Consider the following 24944-nt stretch of genomic DNA (forward strand, 5'->3'; position numbering starts at 1 on the left):
AACCATCGCACCGGCACTGGCAAGACTGCGCAGCGCGGCACGCCGTCGCGCCTGATGTCGCGGGTTGCACGTCTCCTGCGTTCGGCCTAAGCGATAGCGATCAACGAGGCCAAGCCATGCCCATTCGCCTGAAAAAGCTGATCGGAATGTTCCTGCTGGTGGCGCTGGTCATCATCTACGCGCTGGTCGCATCGATCTTCGCGGTCGCGCGGCTGTCGGAATCGGGCGCGTTGGTGCAATTCCTGTTCTTCCTGTTCAGCGGCCTGCTCTGGGTGCTGCCGGCGATGGGCATCATCAAGTGGCTGATGCTGGAGCCGCGGGCGAAGCGCTGAGCCTGCCCGTTGATCAGATGGTGACGAGCATCTTGCCGGCATTGGCAAGCGGCGTCGTCACACCCGACAGCATGGTGCGGATGTGGGCGAGGTTCTGGTAGCGGCCGTTGATTGAAATGCGCGGCAAGGCATGCAGGAAGCCGGCATGTTCGGCTCGCAGCACGCCATGGCGGGTCGTCACGGCGGAGGTATAACCGGCGTCGCGGGCAAAGCCGACTTCACGACAGCCGACGGCGCTGGCATAGCCATAGGGATAGGCGAAATGCTGCGGCTCCCTGGCGAGTTCGGTCCGCAACATGTCCTTCACAACGCCGATCTCGTGTCGCGCATCGGCTTCTGAGAGCCGCTTCAGATTGCTGTGGTTGATCGTATGGGCGCCGATCGTCACCAGCGGATGCGCGGCAACAGTGCGGATCTCATCCCAGTTCATCAGTGTCCGCAGGCGCGGAGCATCCGCGTCGACGCCATTTGAAGCGGCGAGATCGCGCAGCACGGTCCGCAGATCTTCCTCGCGGACCTCGGTGGCGAGATAGGCATGCAGCCGGGTTATCGCCTGGGTTTTCCTAGCCGGGGTCGCGCAATCGATCACCGCCGGACCGTTCGAGGTCGCCAGCGTCAGGCGTTCGCTGGCATTGACTATGTCCTCGGCGACATCCCACCACAGGTCGGCGGTGCCGTCGATCAGCCCCGGCGCGACATAGATGGTGATCGGCGCACCGTGCTTTTCCAGCACCGGCAGCGCCTCGGTCATGTTGTCGCGATAGGCATCGTCGGCGGTGATCGTGGCGAACCGGCCGCCCTTGCCGCCTGCCTTGATGCGCTCGACGGCTTCGTCCATCGAGACGAAGGCATAGCCGTCCGCCTTCATGTCGGCGATCACCGCGTCGAGGAAACTCGGCGCAATGTTGAGGTGCCGGTTGACGCTGTCGGGCTTCTCGGGGGTCGCCGTCACGCGGTGCAGCATCAGGATGGCGCCGATGCCGCCGACAAACGGCCTGGCCAGCGGTGCGAGGCCGGTATAGCGCGCGACGTTGAGCGCCAGCTTCCGGATTGCCTCCCCCACCGTCGATCATTCATTCACCTTTTGCGCCTAGGCTGATCCAAGCACGGAACACGCCTGAGCGCCCCCCAAATCGGGATCAATACGCCTTAAGGATTGAGGTATGGTTGACGCAATGGCGTCATTTGACGGCAATCGGCTCGCGGCGACCGAGGCTTCGCCACGCGCCCTGCCGAAGGATGCCGAGGGGCTGTCGGTTTCCGTTGCCGCGGCCGAAGGGCTCGCGGCCTATGCCGGGTTCTGCCGCTCGGCGCTCCATGCACCGGCACAGGGCGCGACATGGATCCTGAACTGGGCCGCTGAGCTCAAGCCCGATCTTGTCGTGGCGACGCTTACGCTCGAAGGCAAGCCGATCTTCGCACTAGCGCTCGAAGTCGTCAGCCAGGGTCCGTTTCGGGTCGCCCGTTTCATGGGTGGCCGCCACGCCAATGGCAATTTCGCCGCCGCCGATCCGCAATGGCTGGCCAGGGCGAATAGCGCCGCCGTCCGCTCGGTTCTTGCGGCTATCGCCAGGGCCCGTCCCGACATCGATCTCATCGTGCTGGAACGATTGCTGCCCGATCTCGACGGCATCGCCAATCCGCTCGCATCGCTCGATCACTTCGCCAGCCCCAATCTTTCGCTGGCCGTCGATCTTGCCGGCGGCTTCGATGCGTTGCTGCTGCGCGCCAGCGGCAAGCGCAAACGCAAGAAGCATCGATCGCAGACGCGAAAATTCGAGGCCGTGGGCAGCCACCGGCGCATCGAGGCACGCACACCGGACGAGGTGGAGAGGTTGCTCGACGCCTTCTTCGAAATGAAGGAGCACCGCTTTCGCAAGATGGGCATCGCCAACGTCTTCGGCGACGATCAGACACGCGCCTTCTTCCGGGGGCTGTTCACGCAAGCCCTGACTGAGGACAAACCCGCTTTCGTGCTGCATGGGCTGGAGGTCGCCGGCAAGCTGCGCGCCGTCACCGGGTCGAGCCGTTCCGGCAAGCGCCTGATCTGCGAGTTCGGAGCGATCGCCGAGGATGATCTCGCGCACAGCAGTCCCGGCGATTTCCTGTTCTTCGACAACATCCAGGAAGCCTGCGAGACCGGTTTTGCGGTCTATGATTTCTCCGTCGGCGACGAGCCCTACAAGCGGCAGTGGTGCGATCTCGAAACCCGGCATTTCGAGGTGCTGGTCCCGTTGACGCTCAAGGGCCGCGTGCTGGCGCAGACGCTTCGCCAGGGCGCGCGGCTGAAGGCCTTCGTCAAGAACAGCCCGACGATCTGGAAGCTGACCAAGATGCTGCGCCGCAAGGCAGCCGGACAGCCAGCGCCCACGGCTGGCGAGGACGAGAGCTAACTTTCAGAAATTGAGAGCTTCCTTGAGCGCCGGCCCCGCCCTGACGCGCAGATCGAGATCGGCCTCGATATGATCGATGTGGTGCAGCATCAGCCGGCTCGCCCGCTCGCAATCGCTGCTTTCCAGTGCACCGACAATTTCCGTATGCTCACTGTGCCCGCAGGCTGACACGCCAGAGCGCCCATAAAGCGCGATGACCAGCGACGAGCGTGCCACCAGCTCCTCCATGAAGCGCTGCAGGATGGCATTGCCGGCGACGGACGCCAGCAACAAATGGAAATCGCCCGAGGCCTTGATCTCGGAGCGTCGCGCATTCGGACCGCGCTCGGCGATGAAGCGGCCTTCCTCGTCGAGTTGCGCCCTGAAGGCGACGATGTCGGCGGCGGTGACGCGCCCGGAGGCGGCAATGGCGATGCCGGGCTCGATCAGCCGGCGCGAGGCGAACACCTGGCGTGCTTCCTCAGGCGACGGGTTGGCGACGAACGCGCCGCGGTTGCGCTCGGTGCGCACCAGGCCTTCGAAAGACAGCATCTGCAGGGCCGCGCGGGCGACAGTGCGCGACACGTCGAACAGCGTGCCGACCTCGCCTTCCGACAGTTTGGTGCCCGGCGCCAGCCGGCGATCGACTATGGCGTCGCGCAGCTGATCGCGGATCGCCTGGGCGCGATCCTGCGTGGCGCTGTCGGTGGCGGAATAGATCTGGTCGGCGATGTTCATGGCGATGATGTTCCCGCACCCTTCTAACGCGACTCATCCTTGTCGTACGAGAGGCAAAGTGGACACGAAGGCAAAAAAGATTGCATACGATTCTTGTGCAGATCGCGCACAATCGCCCATTATTTGTGCAATGCACAAGATGGCCCGCCTGATAGGCAATGCCCAGGAATCCGGATTTTTCAGACAATTCAAATGCTTGGCCGGTCGCTCCGATATTGGCACGCATGATGCATTGGTTAATGCGACCAAAAGGGAAGTCTGAATGTCCAAAGCCGCCGAGATCGACATCGTGTCCGTTTCGAAAATCTATGGAACGACGACCGCCGTCGAGGACATCAGCCTGAAGATACCTGCGGGCACCTATTGCTGCCTGCTCGGCCCCTCCGGCTGCGGCAAGACCTCGACGCTGCGCATGATCGCCGGCCATGAAAGCATCTCGTCCGGCGATGTCCGCCTCGGCAACACCGTCGTCACCGACCTGCCGCCGGCCAAGCGCGGCACCGCAATGATGTTCCAGTCCTACGCGCTGTTTCCGCATCTCGACCTCATCGACAATGTCGCCTTCAGCCTGAAGATGAAGGGCGTCGACAAGGGTGAGCGCCGCGCCAAGGCGCTCGACATGCTCAAGCTGATGCAGATGGAGGCCTATGCGACGCGCCGTCCGGCACAGCTCTCCGGCGGCCAGCAGCAGCGCGTCGCGCTCGCCCGCGCCCTGATCACCGATCCCGAGGCGCTGCTGCTCGACGAGCCGCTTTCGGCGCTCGATCCCTTCCTGAAGATCCGCATGCGGGCCGAGTTGAAGAAGCTGCAGACGTCGCTCGGCATCACCTTCGTCCACGTCACCCACAGCCAGGAGGAGGCCATGGCCTTGGCCGACCTGATCGTGGTGATGAATGAAGGCCGCATCGAACAGGCGGCACCGCCACGCGACGTGTTCGAGCGGCCGGCCACGGCTTTCGTCGCGCGCTTCATGGGCGACCACAATGTCATCTCCGGCCGGGTCACCGGCAGCCAGGACGGCATGGTCACCTTCGGCGTCAATGGCGGCGGCTCGCTCGCCGCCAGCGGTGCACCGCAGGAAGCGGGAGCGCCGATCGACATCGCCATCCGCACCGACCATGTGCGCATCGGCGATGCGCCCTCGCCCGGTCTCGGTTTCACCGGCATTGTCGCCAACATCGAGTATCGCGGCGCCACGGTGAAGCTTTCCGTCACCGGTGCCGGCATCGACGATTTCACCGTCATCGTCGACGATTTCCGACTTCTTCGCCAAACCCGTCGCCATTGGCGACGCCGTACCGCTCGCCTGGGATGCCGAGGATGCGATCGTCCTCGGCCGCCTCCATTCATGACTCCAACCAAGCAAAACAAGACAGGGGAATAGACATGACAGATACGCAAACCAAGACTGGCATTTCGCGCCGCTCTCTGCTCAAGACAGGTGCCGCCGCCGTCGGCCTCGCCGCCGGCTCGGGCGTCATCACAGGCTTCCCGACCATCTGGGCGCAGTCCAACATCACGCTGCGCCAGTTCGGCACCGGCGTGTCGAACCTCAACGCCATCGCCGACAAGTGCAAGGCCGACCTCGGCATCACGCTGGAGATGACGGCAACCGATTCCGACGCCGCCGCGCAGCGCGCCGTGACCCAACCCGACAGCTACGACATCGCCGACATCGAATACTGGATCTGCAAGAAGGTGTTCCCCACCGGCGTGCTGCAGCCGATGGATGTCAGCAAGCTGAAATATTACGACGAACTGGTGCCGCTGTTCAAAACCGGCAAACCACCCCCGACAGCGTGATTGCCCAGGGCACGGCGCCGCACACCGTCGGCTATGTCGAGGCGCAGGAACTCCAAGACCTTTGCCAAGGCGCCGACCAACTGGTTCACCATGGTGCCGACCATCTACAACGCCGACACGCTGGGCATCCGCCCCGACCTCGTCGGCCGCGACATCACCACCTGGGCCGACATCATGGACCCGGCCTTCAAAGGCAAGACCGCCATCCTCAACATCCCGTCCATCGGCATCATGGATGCCGCCATGATCATGGAAGCCACCGGCAACATCAAATATGCCGACAAGGGCAACATGACCAAGGACGAGATCGACAAGACGATCGACTTCCTGATCAAGGCCAAGCAGGGCGGCCAGTTCCGCGCCTTCTGGAAGTCCTTCGACGAGAGCGTCAATCTGATGGCGTCGGGCGAAGTCGTCATCCAGTCCATGTGGTCGCCGGCGGTGGCCGCCGTGCGTTCCAAGGGCATCCCTTGCCGCTTCCAGCCGCTCAAGGAAGGTTACCGCTCATGGGGCGGCGGCCTTGGCCTTGCCGCCCATCTCAAGGGCGCCGAGCTCGACGCGGCCTATGAATACATCAACTGGTACACGTCGGGTTGGGTCGGCGGCTACCTCAACCGCCAGGGCTACTACTCGGCCAACATGGTCTCGGCCAAGAAGTTCATGACCGAGGACGAGTGGGGCTACTGGATCGAGGGCAAGCCGGCCAAGGGCGAGATCAAGGCACCCGACGGCACCGTCATGGAAAAGGCCGGCGCCATGCGCGACGGCGGCTCGTTCGAGGAGCGCATGGGCAAGGTCGCCTGCTGGAATTCGGTGATGGACGAGGACCGCTACATGGTGAAGCGCTGGAACGAGTTCATCGCGGCGTAAGGAAACAAGCGCCCCTCCTCTTCCCCTTCTCCCCTTGTGGGAGGAGGGGGATCGACGCGTAGCGCCGAGACGGATGAGGGGTGTTCCAGCGGAGTGAGACGTTGGTGTTCCCTGGAGCACCCCTCATCCGACCTCACTTCGTGAGGCCACCGCCCCGGGGCGAGCCACGGGTCTCGCCCCGTCCTTCGGACCCCACAAAGGGAGAAGGTGCCCGCTCTGCCCGCACCGCGAACCTGCACCGGGAGAATTGATGACAGTCGCGCTCGAACGCCCCACCATCGCCGCCAGCCCCACCAGGCGAGGCCGCCGCTTTTCGCTCGGCGCCGTCACGCCCTATCTGCAGTCGGCTCCGCTGGCGCTGATCCTCGGCGCGTTCCTGCTTTTGCCCATCATCATGATCGTCGTCGTGTCCTTCTGGGATTACGACTTCGCCGCCATGTATCCGGATTTCCTGACCACCAACTATTCCGATGTGCTGGGCTCCTGGGTCACCTGGAAGACCTATCTCAACACCATCAAATTCGCGGCCATCGTCTGGGCGCTGACCTTATTCATCGGCTTCTGGGTCGCCTATTTCCTCGCCTTCCACATCCGCACGACAGCCATGCAGATGGTGCTGTTCCTGGTCTGCACCGTGCCGTTCCTGACCTCCAACATCATCCGCATGATCTCGTGGATCCCGGTGCTCGGCCGCAACGGGCTGATCAACTCGACGCTGGTGCATCTGGGACTGGTGCCAAAACCCATCGAATGGCTGCTCTATTCCGAATTCGCGGTCGTGCTGGCCATGGTGCATCTCTACACGCTGTTCATGGTGACGCCGATCTTCAACACGCTGATGCGCATCGACCGCTCGCTGGTCGAGGCCGCACGCGATGCTGGGGCCTCCGGCTGGCAGGTGCTGTGGAACGTCATCATTCCGCTGGCGAAGCCCGGCATGGCGATCGGCACCATTTTCGTCGTCACGCTGGTGATGGCCGATTTCTCCACCGTGCAGGTGATGTCGGGCGGCCAGAGCGCATCTGTTGCGCTGATGATGAAGAACCAGATGTCGCTGCTGCAATATCCGGCCGCAGCCGCCAACGCCGTGGTGCTTTTGGTGCTGGTGCTTCTGATGGTCGCCGGCATCCTGCGCATCGTCGATATCCGCCGGGAGCTTTGACGTGAGCCACGAAAAACGCACCCTCGAATTCTACGTGCTCGCGGCCTTCTTCGCGCTGTTCGTGCTGTTCCTCTACGGTCCGCTGTCGGCGATCCTGATCCTCTCCTTCCAGGGCGAGACCGGCGGCCTCACCTTCCCGCTCAACGGCGTGTCGCTGCACTGGTTCGCCAATCTGTTCGAACGCCAGGCGGTTGGCGATTTCGGCGGCAGCTTCAAGCGTTCGCTGGTGCTGGGCCTGATGGTGATGATCGTCACCGTCATCGTGTCGCTGCTCGCCGGCCTTGCCTTCCGGCAAAAATTTCGCGGCGCCACAGCACTTTTCTATCTGGCGGTGGCCAGTCTCGTCGTGCCCTCCATCATCATCTCGCTGGGCATCGGCGTGGTCTTCCAGCAGGTCGGCTTGCGCCCTGCCTGGTATACGTCGGCCTTCGGCGCGCATCTGACCTGGACCTTGCCGTTCGGCGTGCTCATCATGTTCGCCGTCTTCAACCGCTTCTCGCCGGCTTACGAGGAGGCCGCGCGCGATCTTGGCGCCACCTCCTGGCAGACCTTCGTCCATGTCGTGCTTCCGATGATCGCGCCGAGCCTGATCGGGGTCGGCCTGTTCGGCTTCACGCTCTCGTATGACGAGTTCGCCCGCACGCTGATGACATCGGGAACCTTCAACACGCTGCCGCTCGAGATCTATGGCATGACCACCAATGTCACGACGCCGGTGCTCTATGCGCTGGGCACGGTGACCACCGTGTTTTCGTTCCTGGTGATCCTGGCGACGCTGGGTGCCATCCTCTATGTCGGCCGCCGCCGGGCGAGAGCGTGACCGTGCAGATCCTGGTGGTGAACCCCAATACGACGGCCAGCATGACCGAGACCATCGGTGCGGCGGCGCGCGCAGTCGCCGGCGCCTGGACCGAAATCGTCGCCGTCACCTCGTCAACGGGACCAGCTTCGATCGAGGGCTATTATGACGAGGCGCTGGCCGTGCCGGGCCTACTGATGGAGATCGCCGCCGGCGAACGCCGGGGCGCTCAAGCCGCGGTCATCGCCTGCTTCGACGACACCGGCCTCGACGCCGCGCGGGCCATGGCAAACATCCCCGTCATCGGCATTTGCGAGGCGGCACTCAGCATGGCCTCCTTCATCGCCCAGCGTTTCACCGTCGTCACCACCACCGAACGCTCGCGCGTGCCGGTGGAGGGGCTGGTGCAGCGCTACGGCATGGCCGGGCGAGCGCGTGTGCGGGCCGCCGACATTCCGGTGCTGGCGCTCGAGGATCCGGCATCAGGCGCGGTCGGTAAGCTGCGCGACGAAATCGCCCGCGCTGTGGAGGAGGATCGTGCCGAGGCCATTGTGCTTGGCTGCGCCGGCATGGCCGACCTTGCCCACCAGTTGCAGGCCGATTTCGGACTGCCGGTCATCGACGGTGTCGGCGCCGCGATCAAGCAGGCCGAAGCGCTGATTGCGCTCGGCCTGTCGACATCGAAGCGCGGCGCCTATGCCAGCCCGCTGGCCAAGCCCTATCGTGGTATGCTGAAATCGTTCTCGCCCGGAGCTGTCGCCGCGGAGTGAGCACATGAAACCGACCATCCGCACGCTGTCGCTGGGGGAATTGGCCGACCTCATCGACTGGGCGGCGGCGGAGGGCTGGAACCCCGGCCTTGAAGACGCGGCGATGTTCCAGGCGGCGGATCCGGAGGGTTTCATCGGTGCCTTTGTCGGCAACGACATGGTCGCCGCGATCTCGGCGGTGGCCTATGGCCAGGATTTTGGGTTCATCGGGCTCTACATCTGCCGTCCGGACATGCGCGGCAAGGGCTACGGCAAGGCGGTTTGGACCGCGGGCATGGACAGGCTGGCCGGGCGCACCATCGGCCTCGACGGCGTCGAAGAGCAGCAGTCCAACTACCGGAGCAAGGGGTTCAAGCCGGTCTACGAGACCATCCGTTACAGCGGACGCCCTACGGCCTTGCCCGTCGGCGCCGATCGGCCTCGTATCGTGACCGCGCAGCCTGTGCCCGACATCATCGGATATGACGCGCTTTGCTTTCCCGCACCCCGGCGCTCTTTCCTGCAGCGATGGTTGCTGCCGCCTCACCGTGCCCTGACAGCGATCACATCGCGGGGAACGGCCGGCTATGCGGTGGCGCGATCCTGCCGCAGCGGCTTCAAGATCGGCCCGCTCTTCGCCGACGACGCGCAGACAGCACTTGAATTGGTCGGAGAGCTGGCGAGCGTATGCGAGGGTGGCGAATTGAACATCGACGTCCCGGCCACCCAGGTGGATTTCATCGCGGCGCTCGAGGCGGCGGGTTTCGCACCGACCTTCAGCACCACCCGCATGTACAAAGGCCCCCCGCCAAAGCTCGATGCCAACAGGATATTCGGGGTGACGACGCTGGAGTTGGGATAGGCCGAGGGCGCGGCTTTCAGGCCGCGGAGCGCCGTCCCGGCGTGCCCGGCGGTTCGTGGCCAAGCGGCGTCACCAGCGTCAGGTCGGGGTAGCCGCTCTCGATCAGCTTGACCGCGGCTTTCGTCACCTCGTCGTCCGGCTCGAGCATGGACAGGAACACTTCGGTGGCCTCGCCGCCCAGGCGGCTGATGCCTTGCGCATCGGCCGGCCCGCATTCGACCACCACAAGATCATAGGCGGTGGTCAGCGACTGCATGATGATCGGCAGCCGGTCGGCGGCGCGCATGGCGCGAACCGGATCGGCGGTGCCGACGGGAATGACGTGGCAGTCGGAATAGAGATCGGCATGGATGACGTCGCTGAACTGCGCCTGCGAGGCGAGCAGATCGGTGATCCCCGGGAAAAGCCCGCTGTCCAGCATCGGCCGCGAAGCAGCACCCGAGGCGGTGAGGTCGAGCAGCAGGACGCGCAGGCCGGCGTCGGACACTTCGCGCGCCACCAGGATCGCCGACGCGGCCGCCTCGTCGCCTTCGGGCGACACGAATATGGCGCGCGCGGCGCCGCTGGCGATCAGCTTTTCCGCGGCCTTCTCGATGTCGATCTCGCCAAGCACCGAGCGCGGCCGCTCGGCCTCTATAACGGGCTCCGGCTCGGCCACGGATGCGGCCTCTGCGACAGGCTCGGCCTTGGCGGCCGGATCGGGCTCGGCAACGGGCACCGGCTGCACCACCATCTCCGGCTCCGTCACCGTTTCGGGCCATGGCGCCCCGGCGGCACGATTGGCGAACTCACTGGCGACGGCCGGCTCCAGGCGGACGGATGGCTGCGGAACCGCCTGCTCCTGGTAGGCAGTCGGCGGCATCTCCACTTCGTCGATCGGCGCGAAACGGGCGCCCGGGGCTGGGCGCATGGCGCGGCCCGAGAAGAGCTCCTTGAGCAGCGTGAATATAGCCGCCAGCAGAAGCGAAGCCGCCGCAGCCGCGCCAACGATCGGCCCGACCTTGGGGAAGTATGGCTCGGAGGGCACCGAGGCCGGTGAGGAAACCCGGGCGTCGACCGGCACATAGTTGCGGTCCTGACGCGATGCCGCCTCGCGGTAGTTGGTCAGATAGAGTTCGAGCTGCTGGCGCTTGGCGGCCGCATCGCGCTGCAGCGCGTCGAGACCGACCTGCTCGTTGCCTGCCTGTGCCGACGCTGCCTTCAGTTGATTGACGTCGGAGATGAGCTGGCTTTCGCGCGCCTTGGCCGCATCGGCCTGCATCACCAGGCCCTTCATGATCTTCTGGGCTTCGCTGCGGATCTGCGCGTCGAGATCGGCGAGCTGTGACTTCGCGGCGCGAACGCGCGGATGGTTGTCGAGCATCGTCGTCGACAAGTCGGCGATGGTGGCGCGCAACTCGACCTGCCGCTCCCGCAAACGCTGGATCAGGTCGGACGACAGCACTTCCGGCAGCGAGTCGAGCGAGCCGCCATTCTGCAGCGCCTTGCGCACGTTGTCGGCAGTGCCTTCGGCAGCGGCGCGGTTGGCCCGCACCCGCGACAATTCGGTCGACAGCTCGGCCAGTTGCTGGGTGGCCAGGGTGGCATTGTTGCCGCCCATCAACAGGTCTGATTGGCCGCGGTAGGCCGCGACCTTGGCCTCGGCATCCCTGACCTGCTTCGACAGATCGGCGATCTCGGGCGCCAGAAAGTCCGCGGCGGCGGTGTTCGATTCGCTCTTGGCCGCGCCCTGCCCGGCAATATAGGCAGCGGCAATGGCGTCGGGGATGGCGGCGGCGAGCTTCGGGTCCTCGGAGGAGAACTCGATGGCGATGATGCGGGTCTTTTCAACGCCAAAGACGTTGAGCTTCTCGCGCATCTTCTTCAACACGCGCTCGTCGGCCGGAACATCCATCGGGTCGTTCTTCAGCCCAAGCAGGATCAGCACGCGGCTCAGCGACGACATGTTGATCGTTTCGTCGAACTCAGGCAGTCGCCCCAGGCCGAGCTTCTGCGCCACCTGTTTGAGGATTTCGTTGGACGAAATGATCTGGACCTGGGTGGCGACGCCTTGCTCGTCGAGGATCGGCTTGTCGCCGTCATTGTTGCTGCCGGCCGGACGGGTGTAGACGGATTCGCGCGGTGCGATTTCCACCTGCGTCTGGGCCTTGTAGTGCTTGGTCGCGAACGAAGCGAAGGCAAACGCCAGACCCGTCACCACCAGAACGAAGAGCAATATGCGCAGCCAGTTCCTCGCCAGGCTGGCGAAGAGCTGCCTGAGGTCAACGTCGACATCTGCGGCCGCGGACTGAACGGACATGCATCCCTACTCCGAAACTGGGTCAGGGTGCACCGTAAACAACTATGGTAACTCAGCCGTTAAGATCGCGGTAATACTCCGTTAGGGATTACTGCAAGCACCCAAGAAAATCGATAAAAATGGCAAAACCCTTGCTTCGCGCAGCGCTATCGGCCGGCTCCTTTACCGGCCATTAACCCTAACAGGATGATAACGAACCCGATCCCAGATGTTTGCTGCGACGCCGCAGCGGCCAGTCGAAGGTACGTATCCGGTCATGAAAAGCACTGCTTCCCTCTTTCACGCTCTGCTTGCCGTATCGATGCTCGCCGGCTGCTCCAGTTACCGGCCGACGCCGGCCGCCTTCCACGAGGTTCTCGATCAACCCTATCGTCTCGGCGCCGGCGACCGCATCCGCGTCACCGTGTTCGAGCAGGACGGGCTGACCAACACCTACAGTGTCGACCAGTCCGGCTACCTCTCCTTCCCGCTCGTCGGCGCCATTCCTGCGCGTGGCCACACCGCGCAGCAGATGGAAAAGAGATCGCCGACAAATTGCGGCAAGGCTATCTGCGCGACCCCGACGTCTCGGTCGAGATTGATCGCTACCGGCCGATCTTCGTCATGGGCGAAGTGGGGGCTGCCGGCCAGTATTCCTATGTGCCCGGCCTGACCGTGCAGAAGGCCATCGCCATTGCCGGCGGCTTCTCGGCGCGCGCCAACCAGGAAAGCGTCGACATCACCCGCGACATCAACGGCAAGGTGATGACCGGCCGCGTGGTCACGTCCGATCCGCTGCTGCCCGGAGATACCGTCTACGTCCGCGAACGCCTGTTCTGACAGACACCACGTGGCGGACAAGCTCAGGATCGTCCACTGCTTTCGTTCACCCGTCGGAGGAATTTTCCGGCATGTGCGCGACCTGACCGAAGCGCAGGTCGCCGCCGGCCATGTGGTGGGCATCGTCTGCGACTCGACCACCGGCGGCGAATTCGAGGAGCACCTGTTCGAGCAGATGAAGGACATGCTGGCGCTCGGCATCCATCGCACGCCAATGCAGCGCCATGTCGGCCCGGGCGATCTCGCCTCGGCCCGGCGCACCTACAGGATCATCAAGGAATTGCGGCCGGACGTGTTGCACGGGCACGGCGCCAAGGGTGGCGCCTATGCCCGTCTGTTCGGCTCATTGTTGCGGGTATCAAGGTCTCGCGTAGCCCGCCTTTATTCGCCGCATGGCGGCTCCCTCCACTATGACGAAACGACAGCCACGGGGAAGCTGTTCTTCGCGCTGGAGCGCTCCATGGCGCGCTTCACCGATTGCCTGCTGTTCGTCTCGGACTACGAGCGGCGGACCTATCGCAGGAAGGTGGGCGAGCCGCCGATCCCCAACATGCTGGTCTACAACGGACTGCGCGCCGCCGAATTCGAGCCGGTACTCATCACACCGGACGCAGCGGATCTGCTCTATATCGGCATGATGCGGGACCTGAAGGGACCCGACATCTTCATCGACGCCCTGGCCGCCGCCGGTCCCCGGCTTGGCCGCGCGCTGACCGCGGTGATGGTCGGCGATGGTGACGACCTGCCGCGCTACCACGCGCAAGTGGAGCGCCTGGGGCTTCAAGCCCATGTCCGCTTCCTGCCGCCCATGCCGGCCAGGGAGGCCTTCGCGCTGGCGGCGCTCGTCGTCGTTCCCTCCCGCGCGGAAGCCATGCCCTATATCGTGCTGGAGACACTTGCCGCGGCGAGACCGATGATCGCCACCGCCGTCGGCGGCATACCGGAGATCTTCGGTTCCGACTCCCTTGCCTTGATCCGGCCCGATCCGCTCGAACTCGCCGACAAGATGAGCGAGGCGCTGGCCGACCTTGCCGCCTATGGCAGGCTGATGCCCGATGGCGCCGGCCTCAGGGCGCGCTTCGGCGCCGACGTCATGGCCGCCGAAATCGAGAAGGCCTATTTCGCCGCGCTCGACAGGTAACGCCCAGGCCTTTCCAAAGCCATGGGTTGTTTCAAGGGTTTCTTAGCTCTCTTTTGCTAATCACCCTGGGGAAGCTTGCGGACTGTTCCATGAATGAGATCGATCCCGCGCACCGCTTTTCACCCGAAGCGGTGCGTAAATTCGACGGCCCGGCCGATGGCGATGCGCCCGGCGGCATGAACGACGTTGCCCGGCAGGTCGCGTCGCAATACCGGCGCGATACGATGTCGCCGATCATGGTCAGCGGCGTCCTGCGCATGATCGAATTCGGGGTGCTGTTCCTTTCGGGGCTCTGCGTCTATTTCTACTTTGTCGGGTTCTTCAATTACCTCGCCTGGCAATATCCGGTGACGATGGCCGCCGCGTCGTTCCTCGCCGTGGTGCTGCTCGATGTCACCGACTGTTACCAGGTCGTCTCCCTGATGCGGCCGATCGCCAACTTTGGCCGGATCCTGTTGGCCTGGGCCGGCGCCTTCGCGCTGATGGCGTTGACGGCCTTTGCCATGAAGATGTCGGAAGACTATTCGCGGCTTTTGTTCGGCACCTGGTTCGTCGTCGGCTTCGTCCTCCTCTTCGGCCTCAGGCTGGTGATGTCGAGACTGATCCGGCGCTGGGCACGCGATGGACGCATGGAGCGGCGCGCCGTCATCGTCGGCGGCGGCAAGGCGGCGGAAGTCCTGATCCGCTCGGTCGAGAAGCAGCCTTACAACGACATCCGCATCTGCGGCATCTTCGATGACCGCTCAGACAAGCGCTCGCCGCCGATCGTCGCCGGCTATCCCAAGCTCGGCACCATTTCGGAACTGATCGAATTCGCCCGCATCGCCCGCATCGACATGCTGATCGTATCGCTGCCGTTGACCGCCGAAACGCGTGTGCTGCAGCTGTTGAAGAAGCTGTGGGTGCTGCCGGTCGATATCCGGCTTTCGGCGCATTCCAACGCGCTGCAGTTTCGCCCGCGCGCCTATTCCTTCATCGGCTCGGTGCCGATGCTCGACATATTCGACAAGCCGATCAACGACTGGGATTCGGTCGCCAAGCGCGCCTTCGACATAATCTTCTCGCTGATCGGCATCATCGTCTTCTCGCCGGTGATGCTGGCGACCGCGATCGCCATAAAACTCGACAGCAAGGGACCGGTGCTGTTCAAGCAGAAGCGGCACGGCTTCAACAACGAGATCATCGAGGTCTACAAGTTCCGCTCGATGTACACCGACCGGTCGGATCCGACCGCCAAGCAGACGGTGACCAAGAACGATCCGCGCGTCACCCGCGTCGGCCGCTTCATCCGCAAGACGTCGATCGACGAACTGCCGCAGTTCGTCAATTCGCTGCTGGGCTCGCTGTCGCTGATCGGCCCGCGTCCGCACGCGATTGCCGCGCAATCGCACAACCTCCTCTACAACGAGGTGGTCGACGGCTATTTCGCCCGCCACAAGGTCAAGCCCGGCGTCACCGGCTGGGCGCAGATCAATGGCTGGCGCGGCGAGATGGACACCAACGAGAAGATCCGCATGCGGACAGAGTACGACCTCTACTACATCGAGAACTGGTCGCTGCTGTTCGATCTCAGAATCCTGTTCCTGACGCCGGTCCGGCTGCTCAACACGGAAAACGCCTATTGAGCGCGATTTCCCATGAGCTGCCGCGAGCCGCGGTCAACGCGAAGCTGATCGCGCTGATTTCTTCCGCTGCGGTGGTGGTCGGTATCCTTCTGTCCGGCTTCGTCATCAGCGAGCCGGCGCCTTACGAAATCTACATGGCCGGGCTGATCGCCATCTGGGCGCTCTTCGGCTTGCGGATTTCCCGCGCGGCCATGCCGCTGCTGGTGCTGCTGGTGACGATGAACATCGGCGGCATGATTTCGATGACGCAGATGGCGGACCTCGCCTTCACGCCGCTCTATCTCTCCGTGTCGCTGTTTCTTGCCTTCAGCGCGGTGTTCTTCGCCTCCGTCACCGCCACACAGCCAGGCCTCTACCGGCTGATCTTCAATGCCTATGTCGTCTCGGCGGTGGCGACCTCGCTGCTCGGCATAGCAGGCTATTTCCATGCCTTCCCCGGCGCCGAGATGTTCACCAAATACGATCGCGCCGCTGGTGCCTTCCAGGACCCGAACGTTTTCGGGCCGTTTCTGGTGCTGCCCGGCATCTATCTGCTCTATCTGATCCTGACCGGTTCGGTCTCGCGCATGCCGTTGCTGGCGGTGCCGCTGCTGATCATCACATTGGGCATCTTCTTCTCTTTCTCGCGCGGCGCCTGGGGCATGTTCGCCGTCTCTGCCGTGCTGCTCACCGGCTGCCTGTTCCTGCAGAGCGCCAGCGGCAAGTTCCGGCTGCGCGTGGTGATCATGACCATCGCCGCGCTGTCACTGCTGACGATCGCCATCATCGTCATCCTGCAACTGCCCGGCGTGTCGGAGATGTTCTCCAGCCGCGCGCATCTCGAACAGAGCTATGACACCGCCCGCCTCGGCCGCTTCGCCCGCTACGGAATCGGCTTCCAAATGGCGATGGAGCGTCCGTTTGGCATCGGGCCGCTGGTCTTCGGCAAGATGTTCGGCGAGGACACGCACGACATCTGGCTGAAAATGCTGATGGACTATGGCTGGCTCGGCTTCGTGTCGTTCCTGACGCTGGTCGCCTGGACCATAGTGGCCGGGTTCCGCATCCTGCTGCGCGACCGGCCGTGGCAGCCCTATCTCCTGTGCGCCTATGTCGCCTTCATCGGCAATATCGGGCTCGGCACCTTCATCGACATCGATCACTGGCGCCATATGTATCTGCTGCTCGGCCTGATCTGGGGTGCCATCGCGCTGGAATACCGCCATCAGCGGCTGTTGCGGCCGGCATTTCCGGGCGTATCGGCGATCGCGCGATAAACACCGAATTTCGGTTGACCCGGGCGGGGTTATCACGATACATCGCGACCGGTCCGGAGTGTAGCGCAGCCCGGTAGCGCACTTGACTGGGGGTCAAGGGGTCGTCGGTTCGAATCCGGCCACTCCGACCATTTTGAAGCAGGACTTGCCCCCGAAGTCCGCCACTAGATCAGCCAATCCTCGAATCGCCCTTGTCTTGCTGGTTTCAACTCCGGATTAGGTCCGGGCTCAAAGCCTGGCACACATCCACCCATTCAGCGCCGGTAAGCTCAACCATCCGCTGCGGTGCAATCCGCACAGCCGCGTTGGTTGCACCTGCCGCAGGCACCACCTCGTCGAATTCGCGCAGCGACACGTCGCAATAGACAGGCAGCGGCGCCGGCAGGCCGAAGGGGCAGACGCCGCCGACCGGATGGCTGGTAGCGGCGACCACTTCCTCCGCGTCCAGCATGCGCGGCTTGCCGCCGAACTGGCCCTTGAACTTGCGGTTGTCGAGCTTGGCGATGCCGCTGGTCACGACCAGCATGGTGCGCTCGCCGACGCGCAGGCAGATGGTTTTGGCGATCTGCGCCGGCAGCACGCCATGCGCCTCCGCCGCCAGCGTCACCGTCGCCGAGCTCGCCTGCGTGACGATGACCTCGATATCAGGCGCATGAGCGGCGAAGAAGGCACGAACGGAGTCCAGGCTCATTTCAGAAAACCCACGATTCGAAGCCGACGCACGGCAGACGCGATTGGCACGGATTTGGATGCCGCAGGTATAAACACGCGCGATCCATAAATCGGCAAGCCTGGCCTGCCTGAGAACGCCATGGCTTCAACAAGAAACCCGCCAGGCGGGCCTTGGCGGGTTCTCCTGCGTGCCTGGTACTGGTCTAGGCCAGGGGTCGGCCTTGTGCGGCCGGCGTCGGCGTGGCGGAAGCGATGAGAGCGTCCTCGGGCATGCGAAGCGCGGACGCGATACGGCGCAGCTTCGACGGATCGGCCGCCCGGCCGTTCTCCATATCCTCGATCTCATCGACCGACAGGCCGCAGGTCAGGGAAAGCTCTTCCACGCTGTATCCGCGGGTCTCCCGCATGGCTCTGAGGGTGGTGTAATCCGGCCCGATCTCACTGGCTAACGGTTCGGAGAGGGTATGGCTTTTTGCATTGTTGGGCATTGGCAACTCCGGTGGCTGAAAGCGTTTGATCAAAATGGAGTGTTGCCTGAGACGAGCAGGAACATGCCCGCTCAAAAGCGATTTGCCAAGAGCCGAAGGCCGTCACGCTATCGTGAACCGAATGCCTGCGAGGCGCTCTCACCCGCGCCATCAAGTTCTTTTGAACACCCCGGCACCTTTTTGCTCGAAGGTTTCAGCCCACCTGTTCGTTGTTCTGATGCGCTGGCGTGAAAGCCATCCGGTTCCAGCCAGCCCATCCCCAGAAGGATCTTTGCAATGAACGTCAAGACATTCATGGTCGTGCTCGGCACGATCTCCAGCCTTTCCGTTGCCGCCGTGGACGGCGCCCAGGCCGCGGACGCGCTGCGCGTGCGCGGCACGGTGGTCAGTTTCGAGCCATCGCTGCTCACCGTGAAAACCCGCCAGGGCGATACATCGGCGATCAAGCTCAATACCGGCTGGAAGATCTCCAGCGTCGCCAGCGCCTCCGAAAAAGACATCAAGCAGATGGCGGCAGCGGCGCGCTGGAAGTGGTGATCTTCCCAGCCGCCTTGAAAGGCACTGGCGAGGGCGACCGTCCCTGGGACCTGCAGCCGAACAGCCGCATGACCAATGGCACCGTGGCCGATGTTACCGACATAAGCGGACGCGCCGTGACGCTGACCTATGACAACGGGCAGACCAAGAAGATTTCGATCCCCGACGGCACGCCCGTCGTGACCTTCGCCCCGGCCGCGCCGACCGATCTCAAGCCAGGCGCGACGGTCTTCGTTACCGCTCAGCGCGAGGCTGACGGGACGCTGAGTTCCATGCGCGTCGTGGTGGGAAACAATGGCGTGATCCCACCGATGTAGCCAAAATTAGCGGCAAGAGCCGGCTTTCGGCCCTCACAACAAAGTGTCGGGAAGCCGGTTCCCCGGAAACATGCGGGAAACAAAATTCTACAATCGGGAAATACTGACGAAAAAAATAAGGAGCGTAATTCCATTCGCGGCGATCGGGCCATCGACCCGATTTTTAAGATCTGCCGACGAAAGAAGGAAACGATCCATGAAGAAGTCCCTGCTCTCAGCCCTCGGGCTTGCAGTTGCACTCGCTTTCACGGCGCCGGTCATCGGCGCGACGAGCGCGGACGCGGCCCCGATGGCAAAGCATCATCGTCATCATCACCACCATCGTCACCATCACCGCCATCATCACTACTACCACCATCATCACCACCACGTGAAGAAGATGGCAAAGAAGACCTACTAAGCATACCAGACTGCCAACGAGAAGACCGCCCTTCTTGTTCAAGGCTGGTCTTCTCGTGGTTGTGCAATGCCTAGCCCGACATCAAACCGGGCCTGTCGAGGGCTCTGGCGGCTCGACCAATCGGCCTTCCTGCGCCGGCAGCACAAAGGGGTTGTGCGCCTCTACGCCGACGCGCTCCGCACCAGATGCCGGAGCGGCATCGCAAATGACCAGGCCGGGGCCTAGCGCCGGCTGAACAGCAGGCTGGCGACCAGGCCGAGCACCACAAGGCCAACGGCGGCGACCGCGGCGGGGTGATCACGGGCCGATTTCTCGATCACCCTGCCCTGTTTGCGGATTGCCGGCATCGCATCCCGTAAACGCCCGGCAAGGTCGGAATATGTGTCGAGAGCGGCATCGCGACCGTCTTCATAGTAAGCGCCACCCCGCTTCGACACCGCCTTGCGCAACGCCGCGAGTTCCCTCGACAGGGCCGCGACCTGCTTTTCGAGGTCGATGTCCGAAAGGGTCGAAAATGATGCCATCACGCGTTTCCTTGTCTTGCAGAAGGATGTCTTGCAGAAGGAAACGTAACGCCTCACCCGAAGTCGGGTTCCGGTGCCGAGGCTTCAAAGCGCGTCGCGCGGCGGTCAGCGCACCTGGTCAAGCAGGCGCTTGCATTCCAGGAGGTCGAACAGCGCCTCCTGCAGCAGCGCGCGATTGTCACGCGAGAGTTTCGACGCGTCCGGCTGAACCGGACCTTCCTCATCGCTCTTGCCCAGGCCGAAAAAGCGGCGGCTCGGCTTGACCCTTGGCTGGCCAACCAGTTCGTCATCGCCACCGCGCGGCTGGGCTGCCGGCGTCAGCGGCACCTGGTCGGCCTGCTTTCGCTGCGAGATCGCCTCGACCGCGGCCATGTCGCCATTGCCGATGGCGACCAGGAAATGATTGCCGTTTTCGCGCAGCAGCTTCTGCACGCCCTTGATCGTGTAGCCCTGGTCGTAGAGCATGTGGCGGATGCCCTTGATCAGTTCGACATCCTGCGGCCGGTAGTAGCGGCGGCCGCCGCCGCGCTTCATCGGCTTGATCTGATTGAAGCGCGTCTCCCAGAAGCGCAGCACATGCTGCGGCAGGTCGAGATCTTCAGCCACCTCTGAGATGGTGCGGAAGGCGTCAGGGCTCTTGTCCATGGGCGAAATCCTCACGCTGGAGCGTGATCCGGAACGGTATTCAGCGAGATCAGGCTCCAACAAAGAGAAGCCCATTCCATTTGCGTGGAATGGATCAACGCGGAACGCCAATCCGGCCATGCTGCCGAATCGGGCCTTATTTCAGCGGTTTGTGAAACAATATTCAAGCCCGGCGTTATGGCGGGGCCGGTTTTCAACCGTACAATGGCGGCTATTTGCTGCCCTTGGCCTTGCTGTTTTGGTGAGAGCGCAAAATGCGGTTCTTCAAGACGTTCGACGACTTGAAGGTCATCACCCTGCGCGGCAGGATCGGCACCTCTTCACCGGTCTTGGGATTGCGCCCGATGCGCTCGTTCTTGGAGCGGACATGGAATGTCGCGAAGGACGACAGCTTGACCGTCTCGCCACGCACGATGGCTTCGCAGATTTCGTCCAGCACCGCTTCGACGAGTTCGGCGGATTCAGTGCGCGACAGACCGACCTTTCGGTACACGGCCTCCGCCAGGTCGGCACGCGTAAGTGTCTTCCCCCCCATGCGACCGTCCCATCAGTTCAAAACACAAAATCGGCACAACAACGGCAGAGCCTAAGTAATTGATCCGGCAAGGTCAAGGACCGAAACCGAGCCGTTCGGCACTTACCAGCGAACCAGAACAGCGCCCCAGGTGAAGCCGCCACCCATCGCTTCCAGAAGGACGAGGTCGCCCTTCTTGATGCGACCGTCAGCGACGGCCACCGAAAGCGCCAGCGGCACGGAAGCCGCCGAGGTGTTACCGTGCAAATCGACCGTAACCACCACCTTTCGTTCTGCAATACCGAGCTTCTTGGCCGAAGCGTCAATAATTCGTTTATTGGCCTGGTGCGGCACGAACCAGTCGAGATCGTCGGCTGATATGCCGGCGGCCGAGAAGGTTGCCTCGATGACATCGGTGATCATGCCGACCGCATGCTTGAAGACTTCGCGGCCTTCCATCCTGAGGTGGCCGACCGTTCCCGTCGTCGACGGGCCGCCATCGACGAAGAGCTTGTCCTTGTGCACGCCGTCAGAGCGCAGGCTGGCGGCCAGAACACCGCGGTCGGCAATCGTGCCGGCCCCCTCGCCTGCTTCCAGGACCAGCGCCCCGGCGCCGTCGCCGAACAGCACGCAGGTCGAGCGGTCGCTCCAGTCGAGGATGCGCGAGAATGTTTCCGAGCCGATTACCAGCACGCGTTTGGCCAGGCCGCCACGGATGTAGAGATCGGCTGTCGTCACCGCATAAACGAAGCCCGAGCACACCGCCTGCATGTCGAAGGCAAAGCCATGATGCATGCCGAGGCGGTTCTGGATCTCGACCGCGGTGGCCGGGAATGTGTTGTTGGGCGTCGACGTTGCCAGCACGATCAGGTCGATATCGTTCGGCGTCAGCCCGGCATCGGCAAGGGCGGCGCGGGCCGCGGCCTCGCCGAGCGAAGCCGTCGTCTCGTCGTCGGCCGCGATATGCCGCTGGCGGATGCCGGTGCGCTGGGCGATCCACTCGTCCGAGGTTTCGACCATGCCTTCGAAATCGGCATTCTTCATGATGCGGCGGGGCAGCGCGGCGCCCGTGCCGCGCACGACTGATCTGATCAAAGTTCTTTCCTATTCCTTCGCGTCGGTAACGACGTCGGATTTCCGAGATGACAGGGCATGCGGGTTGCGCGCATGAAACAGGTCCAGGTCGGCCTCGATACGGTCAAGCAGATTGTTGCGCACCATGTCATAGCCGAGCTCGATCGCCGCGGCAAAACCATCCGAATCGGCACCGCCATGGCTTTTGACGACGATGCCGTTCAGCCCCAGGAACACGCCACCGTTGGAGCGGCCGACATCCATTTTTTCACGCAGGCGATCGAAGGCGCCCTTGGCGAAGACATAGCCGATCTTGGCCATCAGCGTGCGGCTCATCGCGGCGCGCAGATAGCCTGCGATCTGGCGCGCGGTACCTTCCGCCGTCTTCAGCGCGATGTTGCCGGCGAACCCTTCCGTCACCACCACGTCGACCGTGCCCTTGCCGATATCGTCGCCTTCGACAAAGCCATGATAGTTCATCGAGGCCATGTTGGCTTCGCGCAGCATGCGTCCCGCTTCCTTGACCTCTTCCTGGCCCTTGATCTCTTCGACGCCGACATTGAGCAGGCCGACGGTGGGCCGGGCGATGCCGAAGACGGAGCGCGCCATGCCGGTGCCGAGAATGGCGAAATCAATGAGCTGGTGCGCATCGGCACCAATGGTGGCGCCGACGTCCAGAACCACGCTTTCGCCGCGCAATGTCGGCCACAATGCCGCGATCGCCGGGCGCTCGATGGTGGCCATGGTGCGCAGGCAGAATTTCGACATCGCCATCAAGGCGCCGGTGTTGCCGGCGGAGATGCAGGCGTCCGCAGCGCCCGACTTGACCGCTTCGACCGCCTTCCACATCGACGACTTCCAGCGGCCATGGCGCAGCGCCTGGCTCGGCTTGTCATCCATCCTGACTGCGATCTCGCAGTGGAAGAATTCACTCACCTCGGCCAGTTTGGGAAACTTGGCCAGTTCGGGACGCACGACTTCCTCACGCCCGTAGATGACGAAGCGGATGTCGGGACGGCGGGTGGCGACCGTCATGAGCGCCGGAATGACCACGGCTGGTCCGTGATCGCCGCCCATGGCATCGATGGAAATCCTGATCACGCGGTATTTATCTCACGGTTATGCGGCAGGTCGCTTTAGAGATCGCGAAGGTTCGGCGAAAATAGCGGTTTTGGCTCTTCACACAACCGACTTTTCCATCGCGGGCGAGGTTTTCAGGATTTTCCCAGCAAGGATCGCAGTTTTTGCTGAAATTCATTCTCCACCGCTTCGGTCTCGCCGCCGGCATTCAGCGACGCGCCCGGCTTGCGCGGATAGGGGTCGATTGCCAGTGCGAAGAACTGTTCGGCAAGCGCCCCGACATCGATCGTGTCGCCGGAAAATGTTTCGGGACTGTCGGGGCCGTCCGCATCGAGCAGGATCTCGCCGCCGCCTTCGAATCCCTGCCGCCCAAGCTTGGAATCCTCGGGCAACAACAACGCCTCGACCGGCTCGTCGATATGCGCCGCGACAGGGTCGAGCGTGACGATGCAGGCCTGGGTGATGTCGGCCTCGACGTGGCCGCTGACCTTCACGCCATTGCGCTTCCAGGAGGCCACGAGAAGTTCAGCGCGATAGGCTTCGACCGACAGCAGCCCGTGCTCCTCGGCGAGTGCGGCGCGCTGTGCGGCGTCGGCCTCGATCACCACGGGCAGCCCCTTCTGCGGTAGACGGGCAACATTTGCGAAAAAGGAAACCGGGCTTAGCGGATCAGCATGCTTCATCGATCAACCTCCCTGGCGAGCGGAAACGCCGCCGTGCCGGACACGATTGATTCGGATGGCTGCGCGGCCAGCTGCCGACAGGCGTCGGCAACATAGTCGGCCAATTGCAGCGCCTCCGGCCAGGTGCCGGTATCGGGCCGGATATTGCGGGCAAGAGCCGCGGTCAACCCGTCGCGATCGTTTCTTTCCAGCGCGTCATCATAGGCGGCGGTGCGGCCATAAAACATCTTCGCCAATTTCTTCATGCGCTTGGGCACTCCGACATCACCAATCCCCAGCTCCCGCAGCGAATGATCGACGTCGAGGAAGAACTCGTCGATCAGCACCTGGGCGACCTCTTGCGCCACGCCGTCCTCGCCGCGCAAGCGATGCTGGAACAGGAACATATGCAGCGAAAGCATCTCGAAACGGCCGAGCGGCGTGTCCGGCACATTCCAGTGGGAATAAAATACACTCTGCCGCGCCGCCGCCACGATTTGTGCGTAAAGCGCGTCCGTTATGGCGCGGTTGGCGTGGCGTTCGCGACCAAAAAGGCGCTGGAACATGGGGATGGTCTCCGGAGACCGTTTGTTGAATTGGCCTTGTTGCATCGGCAGGCAAGCTGGTTTACCGGTTTTGCGGCCCAGCGCAAGTTGCGGCGATATAATGGAGAATTGTTGTTGCGCGCGCTGAATTTCAAGTCGACCTTCTCGTCCAGGCCTGCCGGCGCGATCTCGCTGCTGCTCGTCGTTTCGGCGCTTTCGGCGTGTCACACCAACAAGATGATCGGCGACCTCAATCCGAGCGAGACGTTCACGCAAGGCTATGTCTACGACCAGCAGGCCGTCGATTCGGTGCCCGTCGGTTCCAGTCGCGAGCAGGTGCTTCTGGCGCTTGGCACGCCGTCTACAACAGCGACTTTCGACAATGAGGCGTTTTATTACATTTCGCAAACGCGCAAGCGCTATGTCGCCTTCGACAAGCCCAGGCTCGTCGACCAGAAGGTGCTGGCGGTCTATTTCGGCGCCGATGGCCGCGTCACCCAGATCGCCAATTATGGCTTGAAGGACGGCAAGATTTTCGACTTCATCTCGCGCACCACGCCGACTGGCGGCAAGGACCAGAACTTCCTCAGCCAGATCATCAACGGCGCCAGCAAGCTGGCGCCCGGCATTCCCGGCGGCGGCACTCCCTGATCATCAGA

At 63.3% G+C, this 24944-nt stretch carries 24 protein-coding genes, 1 tRNA gene and 4 pseudogenes; 17 read left to right on the forward strand and 12 right to left on the reverse strand.

The window, feature by feature from the left end:
* Positions 1-116: 116 nt before the first annotated feature.
* Positions 117-332 carry a DUF2842 domain-containing protein gene (locus AC0V8S_RS26250; RefSeq protein WP_023764097.1) on the forward strand — a complete coding sequence of 72 codons (216 nt, stop codon included), beginning with the start codon at positions 117-119 and terminating at the stop codon, positions 330-332.
* A 13-nt stretch (positions 333-345) separates the two neighbouring features.
* Here AC0V8S_RS26250 and AC0V8S_RS26255 read toward each other — a convergent pair whose 3' ends face one another.
* Positions 346-1395 carry a polysaccharide deacetylase family protein gene (locus AC0V8S_RS26255; RefSeq protein WP_475434315.1) on the reverse strand — a complete coding sequence of 350 codons (1050 nt, stop codon included), beginning with the start codon at positions 1393-1395 and terminating at the stop codon, positions 346-348.
* 100 nt (positions 1396-1495) lie between these two features.
* Between AC0V8S_RS26255 and AC0V8S_RS26260 the strand changes: the two genes are divergently transcribed.
* A complete protein-coding gene (locus AC0V8S_RS26260) occupies positions 1496-2725 on the forward strand; it encodes a GNAT family N-acetyltransferase (protein WP_475434317.1) in 1230 nt (409 codons plus the stop codon).
* 3 nt (positions 2726-2728) lie between these two features.
* Here AC0V8S_RS26260 and AC0V8S_RS26265 read toward each other — a convergent pair whose 3' ends face one another.
* Positions 2729-3442: a GntR family transcriptional regulator gene (locus tag AC0V8S_RS26265; RefSeq protein WP_475434319.1), complete on the reverse strand. Its 714-nt coding sequence runs from the start codon at positions 3440-3442 to the stop codon at positions 2729-2731.
* A gap of 58 nt (positions 3443-3500) precedes the next feature.
* Between AC0V8S_RS26265 and AC0V8S_RS26270 the strand changes: the two genes are divergently transcribed.
* From AC0V8S_RS26270 to AC0V8S_RS26300, 7 genes and pseudogenes are all read left to right on the forward strand, one after another.
* Entirely contained in the window at positions 3501-3704 is a 204-nt protein-coding gene (locus tag AC0V8S_RS26270) for a hypothetical protein (protein ID WP_475434320.1), read from the forward strand.
* Positions 3705-4794, forward strand: a pseudogene (locus tag AC0V8S_RS26275) (ABC transporter ATP-binding protein).
* 34 nt (positions 4795-4828) lie between these two features.
* A pseudogene (locus AC0V8S_RS26280) lies at positions 4829-6115 on the forward strand (ABC transporter substrate-binding protein).
* Between the two features lie 250 nt (positions 6116-6365).
* Complete coding sequence (locus AC0V8S_RS26285; protein WP_183458478.1) at positions 6366-7277, forward strand: ABC transporter permease; 912 nt, start codon at positions 6366-6368, stop codon at positions 7275-7277.
* Between the two features lies 1 nt (position 7278).
* On the forward strand, positions 7279-8097 hold the full coding sequence (locus tag AC0V8S_RS26290; protein ID WP_183458476.1) for an ABC transporter permease: 819 nt from the start codon (positions 7279-7281) through the stop codon (positions 8095-8097).
* Between the two features lie 2 nt (positions 8098-8099).
* A complete protein-coding gene (locus AC0V8S_RS26295) occupies positions 8100-8846 on the forward strand; it encodes an aspartate/glutamate racemase family protein (protein WP_475438700.1) in 747 nt (248 codons plus the stop codon).
* 4 nt (positions 8847-8850) lie between these two features.
* Positions 8851-9687 carry a GNAT family N-acetyltransferase gene (locus AC0V8S_RS26300; protein WP_475434322.1) on the forward strand — a complete coding sequence of 279 codons (837 nt, stop codon included), beginning with the start codon at positions 8851-8853 and terminating at the stop codon, positions 9685-9687.
* A 16-nt stretch (positions 9688-9703) separates the two neighbouring features.
* Here AC0V8S_RS26300 and AC0V8S_RS26305 read toward each other — a convergent pair whose 3' ends face one another.
* Positions 9704-11986, reverse strand: a complete 2283-nt coding sequence (locus tag AC0V8S_RS26305; RefSeq protein ID WP_475434323.1) for a GumC family protein — start codon at positions 11984-11986, stop codon at positions 9704-9706.
* Between the two features lie 256 nt (positions 11987-12242).
* On the opposite strand from AC0V8S_RS26305, the pseudogene AC0V8S_RS26310 reads away from it, so the two are divergent.
* The 5 genes and pseudogenes from AC0V8S_RS26310 to AC0V8S_RS26330 all read left to right on the forward strand — a co-directional run bounded on the left by AC0V8S_RS26310 (position 12243) and on the right by AC0V8S_RS26330 (position 16958).
* Positions 12243-12805, forward strand: a pseudogene (locus AC0V8S_RS26310) (polysaccharide biosynthesis/export family protein).
* A 10-nt stretch (positions 12806-12815) separates the two neighbouring features.
* Complete coding sequence (locus AC0V8S_RS26315) at positions 12816-13946, forward strand: glycosyltransferase family 4 protein (protein ID WP_475434324.1); 1131 nt, start codon at positions 12816-12818, stop codon at positions 13944-13946.
* Positions 13947-14035: 89 nt separating this feature from the next.
* Entirely contained in the window at positions 14036-15571 is a 1536-nt protein-coding gene (locus AC0V8S_RS26320) for an undecaprenyl-phosphate glucose phosphotransferase (protein ID WP_183458469.1), read from the forward strand.
* Positions 15568-16827, forward strand: coding sequence for an O-antigen ligase family protein (locus AC0V8S_RS26325; protein WP_183458468.1), 1260 nt, complete (start codon positions 15568-15570; stop codon positions 16825-16827). Before AC0V8S_RS26320 ends, AC0V8S_RS26325 begins: the two co-directional genes overlap by 4 nt.
* 54 nt (positions 16828-16881) lie before the next feature.
* Positions 16882-16958: transfer RNA gene (locus tag AC0V8S_RS26330), tRNA-Pro, on the forward strand.
* 74 nt (positions 16959-17032) lie between these two features.
* Here the strand turns inward: AC0V8S_RS26330 and AC0V8S_RS26335 are convergent.
* Positions 17033-17518 carry a YbaK/EbsC family protein gene (locus AC0V8S_RS26335; protein ID WP_475434326.1) on the reverse strand — a complete coding sequence of 162 codons (486 nt, stop codon included), beginning with the start codon at positions 17516-17518 and terminating at the stop codon, positions 17033-17035.
* 184 nt (positions 17519-17702) lie between these two features.
* Positions 17703-17987: a helix-turn-helix domain-containing protein gene (locus tag AC0V8S_RS26340; RefSeq protein WP_475434328.1), complete on the reverse strand. Its 285-nt coding sequence runs from the start codon at positions 17985-17987 to the stop codon at positions 17703-17705.
* Between the two features lie 276 nt (positions 17988-18263).
* Between AC0V8S_RS26340 and AC0V8S_RS26345 the strand changes: the two are divergent.
* Positions 18264-18841: pseudogene (locus AC0V8S_RS26345) on the forward strand (hypothetical protein).
* A gap of 196 nt (positions 18842-19037) precedes the next feature.
* The gene (locus tag AC0V8S_RS26350) at positions 19038-19241 is read left to right on the forward strand and encodes a hypothetical protein (RefSeq protein WP_183465325.1); all 204 of its coding nucleotides are present in this window, start codon (positions 19038-19040) and stop codon (positions 19239-19241) included.
* A 221-nt stretch (positions 19242-19462) separates the two neighbouring features.
* Here AC0V8S_RS26350 and AC0V8S_RS26355 read toward each other — a convergent pair whose 3' ends face one another.
* The 7 genes from AC0V8S_RS26355 to AC0V8S_RS26385 form a co-directional block, all read right to left on the reverse strand.
* Complete coding sequence (locus AC0V8S_RS26355; RefSeq protein ID WP_475434330.1) at positions 19463-19765, reverse strand: hypothetical protein; 303 nt, start codon at positions 19763-19765, stop codon at positions 19463-19465.
* A 105-nt stretch (positions 19766-19870) separates the two neighbouring features.
* Positions 19871-20410, reverse strand: coding sequence for a MerR family transcriptional regulator (locus tag AC0V8S_RS26360; protein ID WP_027042329.1), 540 nt, complete (start codon positions 20408-20410; stop codon positions 19871-19873).
* A gap of 211 nt (positions 20411-20621) precedes the next feature.
* Positions 20622-20945, reverse strand: coding sequence for an integration host factor subunit alpha (locus AC0V8S_RS26365; protein WP_095808290.1), 324 nt, complete (start codon positions 20943-20945; stop codon positions 20622-20624).
* A 102-nt stretch (positions 20946-21047) separates the two neighbouring features.
* Positions 21048-22019 (reverse strand): beta-ketoacyl-ACP synthase III, encoded by a 972-nt coding sequence (locus AC0V8S_RS26370; RefSeq protein WP_475434331.1) that lies wholly within the window; start codon positions 22017-22019, stop codon positions 21048-21050.
* 9 nt (positions 22020-22028) lie between these two features.
* A complete protein-coding gene (gene plsX / locus AC0V8S_RS26375) occupies positions 22029-23099 on the reverse strand; it encodes a phosphate acyltransferase PlsX (RefSeq protein WP_096457025.1) in 1071 nt (356 codons plus the stop codon).
* A gap of 113 nt (positions 23100-23212) precedes the next feature.
* On the reverse strand, positions 23213-23761 hold the full coding sequence (locus AC0V8S_RS26380; RefSeq protein WP_183458410.1) for a YceD family protein: 549 nt from the start codon (positions 23759-23761) through the stop codon (positions 23213-23215).
* On the reverse strand, positions 23758-24306 hold the full coding sequence (locus AC0V8S_RS26385) for a ubiquinol-cytochrome C chaperone family protein (protein WP_183465242.1): 549 nt from the start codon (positions 24304-24306) through the stop codon (positions 23758-23760). Before AC0V8S_RS26385 ends, AC0V8S_RS26380 begins: the two co-directional genes overlap by 4 nt.
* Positions 24307-24420: 114 nt before the next feature.
* Here AC0V8S_RS26385 and AC0V8S_RS26390 point away from each other — a divergent pair, with 114 nt between their 5' ends.
* Complete coding sequence (locus tag AC0V8S_RS26390; protein WP_095201576.1) at positions 24421-24936, forward strand: outer membrane protein assembly factor BamE; 516 nt, start codon at positions 24421-24423, stop codon at positions 24934-24936.
* The last annotated feature ends 8 nt before the right edge of the window (positions 24937-24944 follow it).

Source organism: Mesorhizobium oxytropidicola, from assembly GCF_056174625.1.

What these genes read in the sequence shown, in the direction of transcription:
- AC0V8S_RS26300 (WP_475434322.1), top strand. Translation starts at nt 8,851, where the DNA reads ATGAAACCGACCATCCGCACGCTGTCGCTGGGGGAATTGGCCGACCTC.
- AC0V8S_RS26350 (WP_183465325.1), top strand. Translation starts at nt 19,038, where the DNA reads ATGAAGAAGTCCCTGCTCTCAGCCCTCGGGCTTGCAGTTGCACTCGCT.
- AC0V8S_RS26360 (WP_027042329.1), bottom strand. Translation starts at nt 20,410, where the DNA reads ATGGACAAGAGCCCTGACGCCTTCCGCACCATCTCAGAGGTGGCTGAA.
- AC0V8S_RS26380 (WP_183458410.1), bottom strand. Translation starts at nt 23,761, where the DNA reads ATGAAGCATGCTGATCCGCTAAGCCCGGTTTCCTTTTTCGCAAATGTT.
- AC0V8S_RS26365 (WP_095808290.1), bottom strand. Translation starts at nt 20,945, where the DNA reads ATGGGGGGGAAGACACTTACGCGTGCCGACCTGGCGGAGGCCGTGTAC.
- AC0V8S_RS26285 (WP_183458478.1), top strand. Translation starts at nt 6,366, where the DNA reads ATGACAGTCGCGCTCGAACGCCCCACCATCGCCGCCAGCCCCACCAGG.
- AC0V8S_RS26250 (WP_023764097.1), top strand. Translation starts at nt 117, where the DNA reads ATGCCCATTCGCCTGAAAAAGCTGATCGGAATGTTCCTGCTGGTGGCG.
- AC0V8S_RS26320 (WP_183458469.1), top strand. Translation starts at nt 14,036, where the DNA reads ATGAATGAGATCGATCCCGCGCACCGCTTTTCACCCGAAGCGGTGCGT.
- AC0V8S_RS26265 (WP_475434319.1), bottom strand. Translation starts at nt 3,442, where the DNA reads ATGAACATCGCCGACCAGATCTATTCCGCCACCGACAGCGCCACGCAG.
- AC0V8S_RS26385 (WP_183465242.1), bottom strand. Translation starts at nt 24,306, where the DNA reads ATGTTCCAGCGCCTTTTTGGTCGCGAACGCCACGCCAACCGCGCCATA.
- AC0V8S_RS26355 (WP_475434330.1), bottom strand. Translation starts at nt 19,765, where the DNA reads ATGGCATCATTTTCGACCCTTTCGGACATCGACCTCGAAAAGCAGGTC.
- AC0V8S_RS26260 (WP_475434317.1), top strand. Translation starts at nt 1,496, where the DNA reads ATGGTTGACGCAATGGCGTCATTTGACGGCAATCGGCTCGCGGCGACC.
- AC0V8S_RS26340 (WP_475434328.1), bottom strand. Translation starts at nt 17,987, where the DNA reads ATGCCCAACAATGCAAAAAGCCATACCCTCTCCGAACCGTTAGCCAGT.
- AC0V8S_RS26305 (WP_475434323.1), bottom strand. Translation starts at nt 11,986, where the DNA reads ATGTCCGTTCAGTCCGCGGCCGCAGATGTCGACGTTGACCTCAGGCAG.
- AC0V8S_RS26335 (WP_475434326.1), bottom strand. Translation starts at nt 17,518, where the DNA reads ATGAGCCTGGACTCCGTTCGTGCCTTCTTCGCCGCTCATGCGCCTGAT.